Here is a 16,846-nt window from a genome sequence, read left to right as displayed (position 1 = left end):
CTGCTAAAAGCGGCCCCCCGAAAAAAAGACTTTTGCCTTCGGCAAAAGTCTTTTTTTCGGAAGGAGTAATTTTGCAACTGCTAAAAGCAGCAACACACAAAAAAGCGGTAGCCTGAAAATTCAGACCACCGCTCTCAGCCATAGGTAAACCTCTTTGCTACTGTACCTGCTTCAGCATTGCATCCAGCATTTCTTCTGTAAACTTCCCTCCCCCCATCGTCACTAACTTGCTTACCGGCATTTCATTCAATATTGCCACCATCATCGCCTGCATTTTCTTCTTCGCTTCCTCCTGCGCAGGCGTGAGCGGCTCCTTGCTCTCTCCTCCTCCAAACATGGTTCCCATTCCCTCCATCAGTTTAGCATACACCGCCTTCCCTTTCGGATGATCTGCAAAATCTTTTAACAGCGAATTCCTTGTGAGCGGTGCATATAACACATGCGTAGCCGTCACATCCAACTCCTGGTGCAGGGGCAGATCGGCCGAAGAGCCGCCCACAAGTATATTGTATTTGCCCGTATTCGTTTGCCAGTCATGCACCCGCTCATTGTAATATGCATAATCACGATAGTTCAATACAAAGTCCACCGTCGTCTCTTCACCAGGTTTCAATGAAACCTTTGCAAAATGTTTCAATTCCTTCTCCGGGCGAATCACTTTATTACTCTCATCCTGCACATACAATTGCACTACTTCTTTCCCTGCTACCTTACCTGTATTCTTTACCTTCACATGCACGGTTACGGCCTCATTATCATTCACGCTTGTCTTATCTGCAGATATACCTGTATATGCAAATGTGGTATAACTCAATCCATACCCAAAAGGAAACAAAGGTTTCACTTTCTTCTTATCATAATACCTGTACCCGATAAAAATTCCCTCTCCATACAAGGTGTTTCCATTTTTGCCCGGGAAATTCAAATACGCCGGGGTGTCTTCTAAACGAACAGCAAAAGATTCAGATAATTTACCGGAAGGATTTACCTTTCCTGTCAGTACATCTGCTATTGCACCACTGCCTGCCTGACCACCTAACCATGCTTCCACAATTCCTTTTACCTTACCGGCCCACGGCATGCTTACCGTGCCACCATTCATCAGTACAACCACTGTATTCGGCTGTACCTTGGCCACGCTATCTACCAGCTGATTGAATGCCGCCGGCATATCTATACCCGTTCTGTCAAAACCTTCACTTTCGTAAGTATCCGGCAAACCTACAAATACGACTGCCACATCACTGCTCTTTGCCGTTTGCTGTGCTGCCGCAATCAGCTTGTCATTTGTTGTGGCATCAGGCGTATAGCCATCTGCATAAGCAACATTCTCCAAAAAAGAATACACATTATCTATCTGTGTAGGATTCACCTGCGAACTACCCGCGCCCTGATAACGAGGCGACTTTGCAAAACGGCCAATCAATGCTACCTTCTTTCCTTTTGCCAAAGGCAGTACATGCTCATTTTTCAGCAATACAATACATTCACTGCTCACTTCCCTTGCCAATGCGTGATGCGCTGCCTTATCGTAAGTGGCGCCTTCCCTGTGCATGGCACTCGTTTGTAAAAACAAAGCCAGTGTTTGTGTCACCACCTCATCTAATCGTGCCACAGGCAAAGACCCGTCTTTCACAGCCGCCACGATAGCATTGTCATTCACCCCGCCATTGCCCGGCATCTCTAAATTCAATCCTGCCTTCACACCCTGCACCCTGTCATTCACCGCGCCCCAGTCGCTCACTACAAATCCTTTAAATCCCCATTGCTGCCGCAGGATCGTATCCAACAACAAAGCATGCTGCGAAGCATAGGTGCCATTCAATTTATTGTAAGAACACATCACCGTCCACGGCTGCGCTTCCTTTACTGCGATCTCAAATGCAGGCAGGTAAATCTCGTGCAGGGTGCGCTCATCTACCTCCGAATTGTTCGCCAGTCTTTCAAACTCCTGGTTATTCGCCGCAAAGTGTTTCAGCGAGGTGCCCACGCCCTGGCTCTGCACGCCATTGATCAATGCCGCCGCCATCTTCCCTGCCAGCACAGGATCTTCTGAGAAGTATTCAAAGTTGCGTCCGCCCAGTGGCGAGCGTTTCATATTCACACCCGGCCCCAGTAAGAACTGCACATTATTCGCCTGGCACTCTTCGCCCAGCGCTACCCCCATGCGGGTCAGCAGTTCCGGGTTCCAGCTCGATGCCAGTCCTGCCGCTGTGGGGAAACAGGTGGCAGGTACTGAATTTGTAAAATCTGTGCCTGTCGCCTTGCGTAATCCATGCGGCCCATCCGTCATGAATACCGAAGGAACCCCTGCTTTATCATTTGGCTTCGTACTCCAGAAATCACGCCCCGAGCATAATGCCGCCTTTTCTTCCAATGTCATTTTTGCCACCAGCGCTTTGGCCTGCGCCGTATAATCTACCTGGGCAAAGGCAATATGTGCCCATACCATACAGCCTAGTAAACTTCCGATTTTTTTCATGTTGTGTATTTTGAGGTCTGTTAAAACTCATAGGAAAGAGAAGCCCAGAAGCTACGTGGCAATATCGTTCTTCCTGCCATAGCAGTACCGCGTGTCACGGTGCTGAAATTCCTGAACTGATCACCCCTCACATCGCCTTCTGTCAGCGTTCTTGTGTTCAGGAGGTTGTCTACCCATGCACGTATATTCACCTTCTTTGAAAGATCATAACCTGCACCACCTCTCATCACTACATATGCCGGCAATTTGTAACTGTCTGACGGAGCGGTATAGCGGCTGCCAATATAGTTCGCAGACAGGTTTACATTAAAGCGCTTCAGGTCATAAGTTATTGACAATTCTGTATTCAATGCAGGCACACGCTCTGTTTTCTTACCGGTAAAGCTATAGGTAGTATCGCCCATTTCGGCCAGTACAGCCGAGTTGGTGTTGGTAGATGCTTTGTAATCAGTATACTTCGAATTCTGCAGGGTACCTGTCAGGCGGAAGCCCAGGTTCTTAACAGGTCTGTAAGAAATTTCGTACTCTGCACTGTAAGTACGGGTAGAACCAAATGACAGCAGACTTTGCAAACCTGAAGAAGCCGTAGGTACTGAGATGGTGAGCGATACATTCTTAATCGCTGAATAGCTCGCAGATGCAAAGAGTGACAATGGTCCTTCTGCATATTTCACACCCACTTCACCTAAATATACCGGACGTTTTTTAATGGAAGTCGGATCAAACTGCGTAGCATTATAGTCTGAAATATTAGGTGAATTATACGCCTTTGTTGCTCTCGCAAACATAGCCAGCGCATTGCTGATCTTATAGTTCAGGCCCAATGATCCCGCCCAGTTGGTATTGCTTTGTTTATAAGCTGTATAACCAGCAATGGTCGTACCTGCAGATACTGTCGGATCAGGATTGCCTGAAGCATCTACGCCATAATACGGGCGCTTGCCATCGATATGATCATTGTCCAGTCTGAAGCCCACATCCAGTCTCCACTTGTCATTCAGCGTAATTTCATCTGTAACATAGCCTGACAATGTTCTTGTATTACCAATTAATGTAGCTACAGACAGCGCTGTCATACCATCTCCCGTAGGACTGGTCAGCAACCGGCGGCCATGTTCTTTCATTTCCTGGTAGAAGAAGAAATTGTAGTTAGGTCCATTGTTTACATTGTACTGGTACAGACCTGCACCTAAGGTCAATTGATGCTTATTGATTTTCTTTTTGAAATCGAGATAATCTATAATTTGTTGATCCTTATTCTGCTGACCGATGCCATAGGTGCTCACGATGTAATCGCCACTCTTAAGGCTGGCAGCTTTACCATCGGTATAGTAATAGGAAGTAGCCCCATCCCATTTGGTAGCACCGATCGGAATACCTACAGTATATGCGGTGTTAGCTGACTGGTAACGGAAGTTATTATTGATCGTCCAGCCATTGTCTGTCGTATAGTTGAATTGGAGGCCACCGTAACCGAGTTTGGTATGAATACCATCTGCCATGTCGTAGTTGTGTAAGGTACCACCGGCATCTGTATAACTCCATTTGGTATCTGGCGTTGCCATAGATTGTGAAAAGAGGTCGTAACCGTTGATAGGTTTAGGTTTGCCGGAGCCATCATACGCGTAGTAAGACGGTAGCATCCATTGTACTTTATCATTCAGGTATTTACCATATACGCGGATAAAACCTTTTTTATTCTTAAAGTCGAAAGTGAGGTTACCTTTGATTTGCCCACCCTGGTTAGCAGTATAGGAAGGTGGTACCACACCTTTGTCAGTGCGGTAAAAACCACCAATATTGTATTTCACATGATTGCTGATGCTGCCACCGGTATTGAAATCTACACGGTACAGGGACTGAGACATACCTGAGGTCACTTTTACTTTGCCATATGGCTGATCGGCACCGGTATAACTTAAATTGTTCACCACAGCACCAGGTGTATTGCTCAGCAGGATCGCCGCATTACCACCCCTGATGGCTTCTACGCCTTTGATAGTAAGGTCAGTTTTATAATACTGGTCTGCAGAAGGAATAGAGTTAAAACCTGTAGGGATCACGGGCAGACCATCTTCCATAATACCCAGGAAGATGTACCCGCCCTGTTGCGGAAACCCTCTCACCCATACATTGCCCGGACCGTCGCCACCAGTGCTTTCCACAGTCAGCCCCGGAATGGCTTTTAGCAGGTCGGTAGCATTGAGCGGTGCTCTTGTTTCAATATCTTTATTGCTCACGGTGGTGATCGCCACGCTGGATTCGATCTTCTTTTTAGGATTACCACCGGTCACCACCACGCCTGACAGTTGCAGCACATCTTCCGTGAGTTCGATGGCGATATTGACAGGGCCATCGGTAACGGTCACAGACTGTTCCTTCCCAATATAACCCACCGAAGAAATAGTCAGGGTATAGGTACCCGCAGGTACCTTTCTCAGTTCGAAATGACCGGCGCCATCCGTCAATGCAGAAACATTGATATTTTTAAGCTGAATGGTGACGCCGGGTAAGAACTCCCCCTTGTTACTCTTTACCGTACCGGAGATGTTGCCCTCCCTGTCCGCAGGATTATTGTCGGTATTGTAGAGCAGCAGCTGGTCTTCTACCACCCTGTACCCGATATGGAGGGGCAGAAAAATTTGCTGCAGAAATACGCCCAGCTTCTGGTCTTTGACATTGAAACTGATAATGCGTTCCGTTCCGATAGCGCTGGCGCTGAATATGAAGCGAACACCCGTCTGACCCTGGATGTCGGCGATAATTTTTTTGAGTTCCTTTTTATCGGCATTGAGCGTTACTTTCTTGTCCAGCATGGTCTGCGCCTTCGAGGGCGTAGCAGCATATACCGAATAAACAAGGATTACAGAGAGCGCGATTTGCACGGCAGTTACTTTCATTGCGAGCAACATTAAAGCAACAAGTTGCTTATTTTTCATATTTTTACGTGGATTTGATCGTTAATAAATGGTTTGGCGGTAAAATCCTTCCTGCATAAGGAACAAAGGCCGGTAATGTAGCAGCATCGCCGGCTTTTTTTATGCAGTGGTGCGGATGGGGATATGCAGGAGCTCCCTGTGCGCGTTGGGATGATCCTTTATGCATACGTGGTCCCGGGTCACCCGGAATGCAGTTTGGTGATCATAACGTGTTAAATTGTATCAGTGATAGTTTGTGAGGCTATTTCATTGTACGCTGTTCTATTTACATCCTTTTCCTCTTATCAATATTCTTGTTCCGATTATTTCATAAGTAGCCCCAATGGTCTGGCATACTACATCCAGCCGGGTATAGAGGTCGTGCTGGATGAGGGCGCCGGTGAACGGACAATTGTACAGGCTGTCGTTTTCCACGACGATTTCCACACCATAGTAATTGCCGAGCGCGTTGACCACGGTGCGCAGGGCATCGTCGCTGAACTGCATGGTTGGCATATCGGCAACTGGCACCACCGGCTCCGGTTTTTCGACCAGTGTAGTCTGGAAGGAATTTTCCTTCTGGCGGTACAGCACCCGTTGATTCGGGGTCAGGATCACGCCACCGGTAGTTTGTTTCTGGCTGGCATTGGTTTGTTCATACACTTCCACCTTACCGCTACGCACGGATACTTCCACTTGCCCTGTGGCGGAGGAGGGTTGTATCATAAAACTGGTACCCAGTACGTGCGTAACGAGGTGGTTACTGTATACATAAAAGGGCCGGTTGGCGTCCTTTCCTACATCGAAGAAGGCTTTGCCCCTTAAGTATACTTCTCTTTTAGTTGTGTGAAAGTGATGCGGGTATTTCATAGCCGCACCGGGATATAGATTCACAGTCGTACCATCTTCCAGTCGTACCTGTTGATTGGCCTTGCTGTCATTCCTGATCTCGTTATATTCTTTTGTATTGCCGGCAGCAGCGTAGTAAGGATCGCTCTCGCCCCGGGTCCATAACAACCCGGCGATGATGATGCCGGATATAGCGGCGGCAACAGCGGCCCAGCGCCATTGCACTATACGTGCTTTTTTAGGCCGGGTACCTGCATTGATCTTTTGCCAGAGGCGGTCTTCTGTTTCCTGCCATTCTATGTCCTGCATCGACGTGAGCAGTTCGTCATCGCCGATCAGTTCATACCAGTGGTCTATTAAGGTCATTTCCTCCGGAGTACATTTGTTCTCCGCGTAGCGTTTCAGGAAAAGACGGAATTCGGTTCGGTTCATGAATAGCAGTTATACTATTAAAGTCCGGTCAAAATGGAAAACCCCTAAAAGAAAATAAAAAAAAAGCTTCCACCTAAGATGGAAGCTTTTTTTTGGCGGGCGCTCCTCGTGTGCAGCGCCTATGATAAAAGCGTTACGATTAGCGGTACACCAATCACCATATAATCTTTCAGACTTACTCTTAATAATTTAAGACTTTGCGTAATATGGTACTCCACTGCCTTCTCCGTCAGGTTCATATGCCTGGCAATCTCCCGCACGGTATATTTTTCAAAACGACTCATGGTAAATACCTCCCGCGTCTTAGCCGGCAACTGTGTCAAAGCCTGCCGGATGGCCGCATGCAGGTCATTGATCATAATAGTCGCTTCTGTAGATTCATCCGTAGTATTGCCTGCCAGTTGCCTTTGCCCTGCCTCCCTTACCATTAAGGACGCAGCATAATTAATGACCTTATATTTTACGGCTATAAACAAGTAGTTCTCAAGACTTTCGATTTGTAAGGAGGCTCTCTTCTCCCACAGACTGACAAAGATATTCTGTACAATCTCCTCCGCAGCTTCTTTACTTTTTAATTTGTAACAGGCGGTGGTGAATAGTTTCTTCCAATAACGCTGGTATAGTACCCGGAATGCATGCTCATCGGAAGCCTGCAATAGCCGGAGCAAGAGATCATCAGTCAGCAAATGCAAATTCATACGTGGCGATAATATTCATAGTAAGGTAATCATTTTTTAAAAAACCAATGATTAAAAATTAAGTGTCATAATTACCTTTCTTAAGGTTGCCTCGTCGGGTGCAGTGACATTAATTAATGAATAGGGGGGCGCGCCTGTCAGCACATCCCATCGCCAGCGCAGCTGACTGATGGTACAATGCTGTCCATTACCATACCACCAGGCGGTATGTAGTTTTGTGCCTCCATTCACCAGCAGGGCGGTATAAACAGACCGGCCATTCCATACCTGTTCCTGTACCCTTTCAAAAGTATATCCACTCCCCTTCCAGCAGATCATGGGATGATGTTCTGTATAATAATAAGAAGGGATAAATTTGACATACACCAAAGCATCTTTGTTATATAACTGCGTTACATCGTACGGCAGGTTTTTCACCGCATACCCGGCGGTTCTCACAGGCAATGCCTGTACTACCACAGGTCGTGGGCGCAGGCTCATATAGCAGCCATAGATCATGCAGGCCAGTAAGATGCTGTTGCGCAGCACAAAAGGGCCAGTGGGTACAATCCGGTATATTTTCTTCTCCACCACCACCTGCCTGCCAAACCGCACTATTATATATTTGCTAAAAAACACAAAAGGGATGATCACATAGCCTGTTAAAGACATTACCCCTATCGCTTCGTGCAGCGGGGTATCCGGCATTATTTTAAACTGTACGAGACTCACAATCCGTATTAAATTGCCCAATACATTCAGTCCAAACACTACACTCAGTAACCCGAGGGTCATACCCACCGATAGATATTTTCTATACTTTTTTTGTAACCCACCTATAATAATCAATCCACACAACATGGCAGTCACTGTTAACTGCAGTCCCATGCAAGCCGGGTCTACCGAAAAATCCTGCCCGTCGCAGGTAATGATATTGCCTTCCACCTTTGCCCCCATGACCAGGCTTCCCGCCAGTGCAGTGAGCTGCAAGCGAATGGGAAATGTAAAAAGGTCTGCCCAGAACTGAAATACCGGCGACATACAAATCATTACCAGCATAGGCAGGATGTTTATTTTGCCTATATACATCTCCAACACAAAAGCCAGGGCAGCAACCAGTGTCAGGTAATAAAATGTATGCACCGGCACCAGCAGGAACAATACAAACAAGCCGACAGAGATATAGAAATATCGCTGGCTCCCTTTTTTTGATGTATCAAATCCGGCCGTGAAGGGCAGCGCTGCCAGTCCCAGCAGGAAACCGGCAGACTGCCAGTCAATAAAGTGCTGCAGCCCTACAAAGAACAGGACGAGGTATATAGGTATAAGGATCCTCATATGGCTACAGCACGTTTCTTTTTAAACCAAAGAATACATCCTAACCCAATTAGGATCAGTGCCCATTCATGCGGCTCCGGCACAGCGCCTTTGCCTTTCAGGGAGGCGTTCTTCAGGCTGTTGGTATCACCATGGATATTGAAACGGTCATAGTCTTTTTGTGTTTCCAGTACAATCAGGCTGGAGGCCGGGGTTACGATATAAGATTCTTTTGCAGTGGCAATAATTTCACTGTCTGACATTTTTTGTGGTCCCATTTTCTGCATGATGTGGTTGTAGGCAAATAAGCGCATCAGGTGATCAGGGGCATTGCTCACGCCTGTATTTTCTTCCATATTGATGGTCACACCGGCAGGTGCTATTACCACACGGTGATCGTTCTCTATATCCTGGGGAAACTGGTGCAGCGGCAGCCATTGCTGCAGGTCTTTTACATCTCCATCGGCATACCGGAAAAAACGGTATTCTTTCAGTGTACGCAGGTAAGGAGACAGGTCTCCGCCGAGGTTAAATAATAATAGTTTGCCCCCTGTATGTAAGGATGTTTTTAAATCCTCGTAGAATTTGCTTTCAGCGAGATCATTCAGATTCGGAGACATCACATTACCTTTTGTGATCACCAGTGCGGAGGCACGATCAGGTACTTTGTATACCGGGAACAGGCTGTAACGATCCTTTTGCAGGCGTGTAAACAATTCATCGGTAACGGTCTGCCATTCATTCTCTGCATATACCATTACAGGATAAGGCAGTTTTTTGATCTGCAGGAATTCTGCTGTTGTCCATGACTGGTTTACATCGAGGTAAATAGTTTTCACGTCAGCCTCACCCAGTTCTTTTTTATAAGGCGCTACAAAAAATGATTTCCCATTTGCCGTGAAAAGATTGGTACGTATACCCGGATCAATGCAGGATAGCTGCCAGTCTGCATCATAAGGTCCTACACTGAAAAATGTATTTTGCTTACGATTAAATAACCCGGGTATTTCCACGCCTGCCGGCGCTTCCTGGAAGTTGATGTTCACATCTTCCCGTGCGCTACCGGCATCAGGGCCCTGGAACCATATATTCTGGTACACCAGTCGTTTGCCCTGTTGTAACAGCGGCGCGGTAATACCGATTTTAAACTGTCTGCCCGACTGGCCGGATACCGGGAAAACACGCACCGTCACCGTATTCCCCTCCTGCCAGTGTACTACGCTGGGGTCGCGGTTTTCCACTCCTACTATCTGTTTATAAGCTTCGGTCGCTTTTTCTTTACTGGTCAGGATACCTTTTTCTTCTCTCCCATTTATCCAGAGGGAAAGGGAAGTCACTACCCCACCTTCAGGCAGGTGGAAAGTGTAAATGGCCTCCTGGTTGCGCCAGCTGCTAACGTTGGCGTTGAATACATTGATGGTTTTCTCAGTATATGCCATGTGTAGCGAAGGCCAGATGTTGGCATTGGTACGCACCTGTATGGTCGAAAGCCGGTCTCCGCTCCACAGCCGTTCCTGTGTTTCCTGCCGGGAATCGTACATGGCTGTCAGTACTTTGGCAGCATCCGTTTCATCTACATAAGACCGGCGGAAGAGAGAAGCCACTGCTATCAATGGGTCGTGCAACTGCTCTGCATCAAAGAAACTTCTTCTGCGGGGCATACCCAGAATAGGGTCCATATCACCGAAACCACCGGTTCTGGCAGTCTGGTATACGAGGTCTGCCTTCAGTACTCTTTCTACAATTGCATTTTTAGGGGCTTTTCGGGCTACATTTTCCCATGCCGGGAGGTCGGTATTGTCCGGCATAAGATAAGCCTGATTTACAGCGAAAACTGCACTATTCCATAGCAAGGTATACGCTATCAATACCACTGCCACAAACCCAATACCCCCCAGGTAGGCATAGCGGTGTATTTTTCTGAACCACACATACCTGGACACCAGTACATAAGTATAAATTAAAAACAACAGGGGAATGAATGCATGCAGGCCAATACCGAAAAAAAGGCCCCCGATAGCACCTACTACACAAATGGGCAATAAACAAAAAACAAGGTATAAAAAACAACAGGTGGAGATGCCCAGTATAAAAGCCATGATCGTTCTCACCAGCGGTGGAAATCCTTCCTTAAAACCATAAGCGATATTATTAATACAGCACAACGCCAGTATGGCCGCCCACCAGTCAGTAGATACAGAGAAAATTTCAAATTCCCGGTTCAAACAAAAACAACTGATAAGGCATAGTGTCAGGTATACCGCAAAGGAATTGCGGCTCCGCCGCCCCTTCTTAAATCCACCCGTGGCCCAGAGGAAAATAAAATACAACTGGAGGATCACATAATTAGCCAGGAACAACCCAAAACTATCACCTGAGCCATTCAGCGCAAAACCGGCGCCGAAGTAAAATCCGAGGGCAACAGGAATGAGGATCAATCCTACCCAAAGCCGCACATCCCTGAACATGAACTGAAAATATTGCGTGTTTGTCATAAAATAAAGTACTTTGTATTTCAAAGTTTATAGGGCTAAAAAAATTGGCCATGGCCAATCTTGTGAAAAAGTTTTCACTTTGAGATACAAAGTAATGGAAATACTTTCAATCAGACAAGCCATTTTCAAAAAAAATTCCTTACCTTCTATGTCCACTTTTTAAAAATGAAAGACTGAACGCGGAAAAGGTCATTTTTCGCAGGAATTAAGGAAGTAACACTATCGCGCAAAGACAGGAAGCAACAATCCCAATGGTATAAAATTTGTCCACGTATTTATAACACATTAAACGACAACACGATGAAAGCAATCTGGCAAAAGGAAGTAATAGCAGAAAGCGACAAAACTGTGGTAGTCGAACACAATCATTACTTTCCGCCCGAAGCCGTAAAACAAAGCATGCTAAGTCCGAGCAAGACCCACACCATCTGTCCATGGAAAGGAGAAGCTTCCTACTACGATGTAACTGTGGATGGAAAAGTAAACAAAGATGCAGCCTGGTACTACCCTGATCCTAAAGATGCTGCACAGAACATAAAAGGTTACATCGCCTTCTGGAAAGGTGTAGAGGTGCATCGGTAACCATTTGATCCTACTTACTAAAAACCCGGGAATGCAAAAATTTGATGCGATCGTCATCGGTTCCGGCCAGGGAGGAGTACCCCTGGCAAAAAAACTGGCAAAGGCAGGCTGGCAAACAGCTATCATAGAAAAACGATGGATAGGCGGTACCTGCATCAATGATGGATGCACTCCCACAAAAGCAATGATTGCCTGTGCCGAAGTAGCACATACTGTGGCCAACAGCCGGCGATGGGGCATTACTGTGCCCGGTTTCCAGGTAGACTTCGAAACAATCGTCGCCCGCAAGAATGAGATTGTCACCTCCTTCAGGGGCGGCGCTACCAAAGGCCTGGAAAAAACAGATGGGGTCACTATCTTCTATGGCACCGCCGGTTTTAGCGGCCCCAAAACCCTGGCGCTCAAACTCAGCACCGGTAGTACAGCAACCATTACGGCCGATCATATCTTTATCAATACCGGCACTTCCCCCCAAATCCCGGATATTCCCGGCCTCGCACAGGTACCCTGGCTCACCAATACCACTTTACTGGATTTGCAGCTCCTCCCCTCCCACCTCATCATACTCGGTGGCAGTTATATCGGGTTGGAATTCGGGCAAATGTTCCGCAGGTTCGGTTGCCAGGTCACGATCGTAGAACGCACCACCCTGCTGAAAAGAGAAGATGAAGATGTGTCTGCCGCTATGAAAAAAATCCTGGAAGGAGAAGGCATTACAGTTCATACCGGCGCGGATATCAAACAGGTGGAAGGCACGGCAGACGCTGTCAGAATAGTGCTGCATACCCATGGCGAAAGCAAAACCATCACCGGCTCTCATATACTCGTCGCATCCGGCCGCACCCCGCAAACAAAGGAATTGCATCTGGATACCACCGGCATCACCACCGATGAAAAAGGTTTCATTCCTGTGAATGAAAAACTGGAAACTTCCGTACCCGGCATCTATGCCCTTGGAGATGTAAAAGGTGGTCCGGCTTTTACCCACATCTCTTACAATGATCACCTGATCCTGCTCAAAAATCTGCTGGAAAATGGCAACGAAACCATTACCGGCAGACCAATTCCCTATTGTGTATTTACCGATCCGCAACTGGGCCGGATAGGGCTAACGGAAAAGGAGGCACGGGAAAAAGGATTCGATATCCAGGTAGCCCACCTGGATATGAACAGGGTAGCCCGCGCCATCGAAACAGGGCAACCGGAGGGCTTCATGAAAGCAGTGGTAGAAAAGTCGACAGGCAGGATCCTGGGCGCAGCAATTCTGGGCCATAATGGCGGCGAAGTAATGAGCGTATTACAAATCGCCATGATAGCCGGAATAACTGCTACACAAATCAGGGAAATGATCTTTGCACATCCGCTGTACGCAGAGTCATTGAACAATCTTTTCATGAGTATCAGAGAGTGATTGTACTTATTACGGAACCATTTGTACAATTCACGGATTCTACTGCATAATATTTTTCCTATCAACAATATGAGTAATTTACTCCCCATATGATCAAACTGGAAAATGTGAGCAAGTCATTCCTCAACGGTAAGCCTGCCGTTTCTGCTGTGTCATTCGAAGTGAATGCAGGAGAAACACTCGTTCTGCTGGGCACCAGCGGCAGCGGGAAAACCACCACTCTCAGAATGATCAACCGCCTGTTACTACCAGATAGCGGTAATATTTTTGTAAACGGGCAATCCATATTATCACAACGACTGGAATCGTTAAGAAGAGGCATTGGCTACGTGCTGCAACATCATGGTCTCTTTCCCCATTACACCGTAGGTGAAAACATTGGCGTAGTACCCGGTTTGCTCAAATGGGATGCAGGCCGCATCGCATCGCGGGTAGCCACCCTGATGGAAAAACTCCACCTCCCCGTTTCCGATTACCTCCATGCCTATCCACAGCAACTCAGTGGCGGACAGCAACAACGTGTAGGGCTTGCCCGCGCACTTGCTGCAGACCCACCCGTGCTGCTCATGGATGAACCCTTCGGTGCACTGGATCCCGTAACCCGCGCCAGCGTAAGAAAAGAATTTCGCGCACTCGACGAAATACAACATAAGACCATCATCATGGTCACCCACGATGTGCAGGAAGCCTTCGAACTCGGCACGCGCATCTGCCTCATGGACAAAGGTAAAGTACAGCAAACCGGCACACCCGCCGAACTGTTATTTTCGCCCGCTAACGACTTTGTCCGATCTTTTTTTGATGAACACCGCTTTGTACTGGAACTGAAAGCACTGACCCTGGGTGACATCCGGCCATGGCTGACACAGGTAAATGGAGATGATACCCTCACCGTATGGAACGCCATTGCCGCCGGCATGCCCCGCAATACCCTGCTGGATGCCGTAGACCAGTACAGGCAATCTAAACATATGCATGGAACCAGCTAACAGCTTCATTGATTTTCTACAGCAGGAATCCGGCAAGATACTGGAACAAACCCTGCAGCATATCGGCCTTACCTTTATCTCACTACTGATTGCCGTAGTGATCGGTGTGCCCCTGGGCATCGCCATCACCCGCAGGCCCAAAATGGCAGGTGCGGTACTGGGCTTTGCAGGGGTATTACAGACCATCCCCAGTATTGCCCTTTTAGGCTTTATGATTCCCCTGTTAGGGATCGGTCCTTTACCAGCTATCGTCGCCTTGTTTTTGTACGCATTATTGCCTATTGTACGCAATACTTACACGGGTATCCTGCAGGTAGATCCTGCCATTATTGAAGCTGCTACCGGCATCGGTATGAGCAACAGGCAATTACTTTTCAAAGTACAACTGCCACTCGCCATGCCCGTGCTGCTGGCAGGCGTTCGCACCGCTACCGTCATCAACGTTGGCGTGGCTACCCTGGCGGCCTACATCGCTGCCGGCGGCCTGGGTGAATTCATCTTTGGCGGCATCGCGCTCAACAACACGAACATGATCCTGGCAGGCGCCATTCCTGCTGCCTTGCTCGCTATCCTGTTCGACTGGGCATTATCCCGCATCCGGTTCCGTAAAGTATTCCTGCTGCCTTTGCTCATATTGGTACTCTCTTCTTTTTACCTGCTCCCTGATTTTTATGGTTCTAAATTACTCGCTGGCTTTACCCCCGAATTCATGGGCCGTAATGATGGCGATGTAGGCTTAAAAAAAGTCTATGGATTAAAAATCCGTACCGTAGTGATCAGTGATATGATCATGTACAAAGCTGCTTACGATAAAAAGGTAGACGTGATCAGCGGCAGTAGCACCGATGGCCGTGTAAAGGCTTATGACCTGCAGGTATTGCAGGATGATAAACATATCTTTCCACCCTACTATGCAGCCCCCATCGTGCGGCAGGACGTGCTTGACAAATATCCTGAACTCGCCCCCGCACTCAACAAACTGTCTGGTACAATTAATGATAGTATCATGACAGCATTGAATTACCGGGTAGATATTTTAAAACAGTCCCCGGCTGTTGTTGCCAAAGAGTTTCTCGATGCCCACCACCTGCTGCAATCACCCAAACCGGGTACAAAAGGTACGATCCGTATTGGCGCCAAGATTTTCGGTGACGGCTACATCCTTGCCAATATGTATAAACTGCTGGTCGAAGGCTATACCGATCTGCATGTGGAAACAAAGACCGGCCTGGGAGGTACTAAAATCTGCTTTGAAGCACTTACCAATGCACAGATTGACCTGTACCCGGAATACACCGGTACCGGCCTGCTCGTGATTTTACAGGCGCCACCCGCCACCCTCGATTCACTGGGTGGACAGGCCGATAAAGTATACGACTACGTGGCAGCAGCTTTTCAACAGCGCTATCATATCAAATGGCTGGCCCCTGTAGGATTCAATAATACGTATGCACTGATGATGCGCAGACAACAGGCCCGGGACTTACAAATTAAGACTATCAGCGACCTGACAAAATATTTACAATGGAATTAAAGCAAGCTTTCGACACTGTGCGCCAACGATCTGTGAACATATGCGCGCCCTTACAAACAGAGGATTACGTGGTACAACCAGTGGTAGATGTGAGTCCGCCCAAATGGCATTTAGGACATACTACCTGGTTCTTTGAAACATTTGTATTACAGCCCAATTTAGAAGGCTACCAGGTGTTTAATCCTGATTATAATTTTGTGTTCAATAGTTATTATGAATCGGTAGGCGCAAGAGTGATCCGTACAGATCGCGGCAACCTGAGCCGGCCCGGTGTGGCAGATGTATACCGGTACAGGGAGTACGTAGATAAGGAAATGAGTAAATTACTCGCGCAGGACCTATCAAAAGAACTACATGCGCTCATTACCTTAGGATTAAATCATGAAGAACAACACCAGGAATTACTGATCACTGATATAAAATATATTCTGGGGCATAATCCATTATTCCCCGCTTACCAGGAAGATTACACCTTCAAAGAGCAGCCTGTAGCCAGCAGTCATTTTATTTCTTTCCCGGCGGGTATCTACGAAATAGGTCATGCCGGCGAAGGGTTCTGCTTTGACAACGAACTGAACAGGCATAAGGTATACCTGGAGGAATTCAGTATCAGCAGTGCGCTGGTCACTAACGCTGCCTACCTGGAATTTATACAGGCCGGCGGTTATACAGACTTCCGCCACTGGCATGCCGAAGGCTGGGACTGGGTAAAAACCAACCAGGTCCGGGCGCCGCTCTACTGGCATGAGGCAGATGGTGAATGGATGAATTATACCTTAAAAGGATTAAGACCCATTGATCCCAGCATGCCATTGGCACATATCAGTTATTACGAAGCCGCTGCATTCGCCGCGTGGAAAGGGCTGCGCCTCCCTACAGAAAATGAATGGGAAGCCGCCGCACCCCGGCTGGCATGGGGCGAAAGATGGGAATGGACAGAAAGTGCGTACCTTCCCTACCCCGGTTTTGTAAAAGCACCCGGCGCTATCGGAGAATATAATGGAAAGTTCATGGTGAACCAGATGGTACTGAGAGGTGGCTCTGTAGCCACTCCGCCGGGACATAGCCGCATCACCTACCGCAATTTTTTCCATCCGCCACTCAGATGGCAATATACTGGCATCAGATTAGCTAAATAAATCTCATTCAACAATTAAGTT

Annotated in this window: 11 protein-coding genes; 5 read left to right on the top strand and 6 right to left on the bottom strand. The window is 47.5% G+C overall.

Going from position 1 to position 16,846, the window contains the following annotated elements:
* Positions 1-157: 157 nt before the first annotated feature.
* The 6 genes from ABDW16_RS13010 to ABDW16_RS12985 all read right to left on the bottom strand — a co-directional run bounded on the left by ABDW16_RS13010 (position 158) and on the right by ABDW16_RS12985 (position 11,170).
* Positions 158-2,482 (bottom strand): glycoside hydrolase family 3 C-terminal domain-containing protein, encoded by a 2,325-nt coding sequence (locus ABDW16_RS13010; protein ID WP_343670278.1) that lies wholly within the window; start codon positions 2,480-2,482, stop codon positions 158-160.
* 20 nt (positions 2,483-2,502) lie between these two features.
* Positions 2,503-5,421: a TonB-dependent receptor gene (locus ABDW16_RS13005; protein ID WP_343670276.1), complete on the bottom strand. Its 2,919-nt coding sequence runs from the start codon at positions 5,419-5,421 to the stop codon at positions 2,503-2,505.
* Positions 5,422-5,682: 261 nt separating this feature from the next.
* Entirely contained in the window at positions 5,683-6,681 is a 999-nt protein-coding gene (locus ABDW16_RS13000; protein ID WP_343670274.1) for a FecR family protein, read from the bottom strand.
* A gap of 119 nt (positions 6,682-6,800) precedes the next feature.
* Positions 6,801-7,379 carry an RNA polymerase sigma-70 factor gene (locus tag ABDW16_RS12995; protein ID WP_343670271.1) on the bottom strand — a complete coding sequence of 193 codons (579 nt, stop codon included), beginning with the start codon at positions 7,377-7,379 and terminating at the stop codon, positions 6,801-6,803.
* Positions 7,380-7,430: 51 nt separating this feature from the next.
* Positions 7,431-8,696 (bottom strand): exosortase N, encoded by a 1,266-nt coding sequence (gene xrtN, locus ABDW16_RS12990; protein ID WP_343670270.1) that lies wholly within the window; start codon positions 8,694-8,696, stop codon positions 7,431-7,433.
* Positions 8,693-11,170, bottom strand: a complete 2,478-nt coding sequence (locus tag ABDW16_RS12985; protein WP_343670268.1) for an XrtN system VIT domain-containing protein — start codon at positions 11,168-11,170, stop codon at positions 8,693-8,695. Before ABDW16_RS12985 ends, xrtN begins: the two co-directional genes overlap by 4 nt.
* A gap of 300 nt (positions 11,171-11,470) precedes the next feature.
* Here ABDW16_RS12985 and ABDW16_RS12980 point away from each other — a divergent pair, with 300 nt between their 5' ends.
* The 5 genes from ABDW16_RS12980 (at position 11,471) to egtB (ending at position 16,825) form a co-directional block, all read left to right on the top strand.
* A complete protein-coding gene (locus ABDW16_RS12980; RefSeq protein WP_343670266.1) occupies positions 11,471-11,752 on the top strand; it encodes a DUF427 domain-containing protein in 282 nt (93 codons plus the stop codon).
* 31 nt (positions 11,753-11,783) lie between these two features.
* Positions 11,784-13,163, top strand: coding sequence for a mercuric reductase (locus tag ABDW16_RS12975; protein ID WP_343670264.1), 1,380 nt, complete (start codon positions 11,784-11,786; stop codon positions 13,161-13,163).
* 89 nt (positions 13,164-13,252) lie between these two features.
* Positions 13,253-14,152: an ATP-binding cassette domain-containing protein gene (locus tag ABDW16_RS12970; protein WP_343670262.1), complete on the top strand. Its 900-nt coding sequence runs from the start codon at positions 13,253-13,255 to the stop codon at positions 14,150-14,152.
* A complete protein-coding gene (locus tag ABDW16_RS12965) occupies positions 14,139-15,686 on the top strand; it encodes an ABC transporter permease/substrate-binding protein (RefSeq protein ID WP_343670260.1) in 1,548 nt (515 codons plus the stop codon). Before ABDW16_RS12970 ends, ABDW16_RS12965 begins: the two co-directional genes overlap by 14 nt.
* A complete protein-coding gene (gene egtB / locus ABDW16_RS12960; protein ID WP_343670258.1) occupies positions 15,677-16,825 on the top strand; it encodes an ergothioneine biosynthesis protein EgtB in 1,149 nt (382 codons plus the stop codon). Before ABDW16_RS12965 ends, egtB begins: the two co-directional genes overlap by 10 nt.
* Positions 16,826-16,846: the final 21 nt, after the last annotated feature.

Source organism: Chitinophaga sp., from assembly GCF_039596135.1.
Lineage (GTDB): Bacteria > Bacteroidota > Bacteroidia > Chitinophagales > Chitinophagaceae > Chitinophaga.
The sequence above is the reverse complement of the archived record's forward strand: the minus strand, read 5'-3'. Positions and strand labels throughout refer to the sequence as shown.

Coding starts and splice junctions, on each gene's coding strand:
- ABDW16_RS13010 (WP_343670278.1), bottom strand. CDS start 2,482: ATGAAAAAAATCGGAAGTTTACTAGGCTGTATGGTATGGGCACATATT.
- ABDW16_RS13005 (WP_343670276.1), bottom strand. CDS start 5,421: ATGAAAAATAAGCAACTTGTTGCTTTAATGTTGCTCGCAATGAAAGTA.
- ABDW16_RS13000 (WP_343670274.1), bottom strand. CDS start 6,681: ATGAACCGAACCGAATTCCGTCTTTTCCTGAAACGCTACGCGGAGAAC.
- ABDW16_RS12995 (WP_343670271.1), bottom strand. CDS start 7,379: ATGAATTTGCATTTGCTGACTGATGATCTCTTGCTCCGGCTATTGCAG.
- xrtN (WP_343670270.1), bottom strand. CDS start 8,696: ATGAGGATCCTTATACCTATATACCTCGTCCTGTTCTTTGTAGGGCTG.
- ABDW16_RS12985 (WP_343670268.1), bottom strand. CDS start 11,170: ATGACAAACACGCAATATTTTCAGTTCATGTTCAGGGATGTGCGGCTT.
- ABDW16_RS12980 (WP_343670266.1), top strand. CDS start 11,471: ATGAAAGCAATCTGGCAAAAGGAAGTAATAGCAGAAAGCGACAAAACT.
- ABDW16_RS12975 (WP_343670264.1), top strand. CDS start 11,784: ATGCAAAAATTTGATGCGATCGTCATCGGTTCCGGCCAGGGAGGAGTA.
- ABDW16_RS12970 (WP_343670262.1), top strand. CDS start 13,253: ATGATCAAACTGGAAAATGTGAGCAAGTCATTCCTCAACGGTAAGCCT.
- ABDW16_RS12965 (WP_343670260.1), top strand. CDS start 14,139: ATGGAACCAGCTAACAGCTTCATTGATTTTCTACAGCAGGAATCCGGC.
- egtB (WP_343670258.1), top strand. CDS start 15,677: ATGGAATTAAAGCAAGCTTTCGACACTGTGCGCCAACGATCTGTGAAC.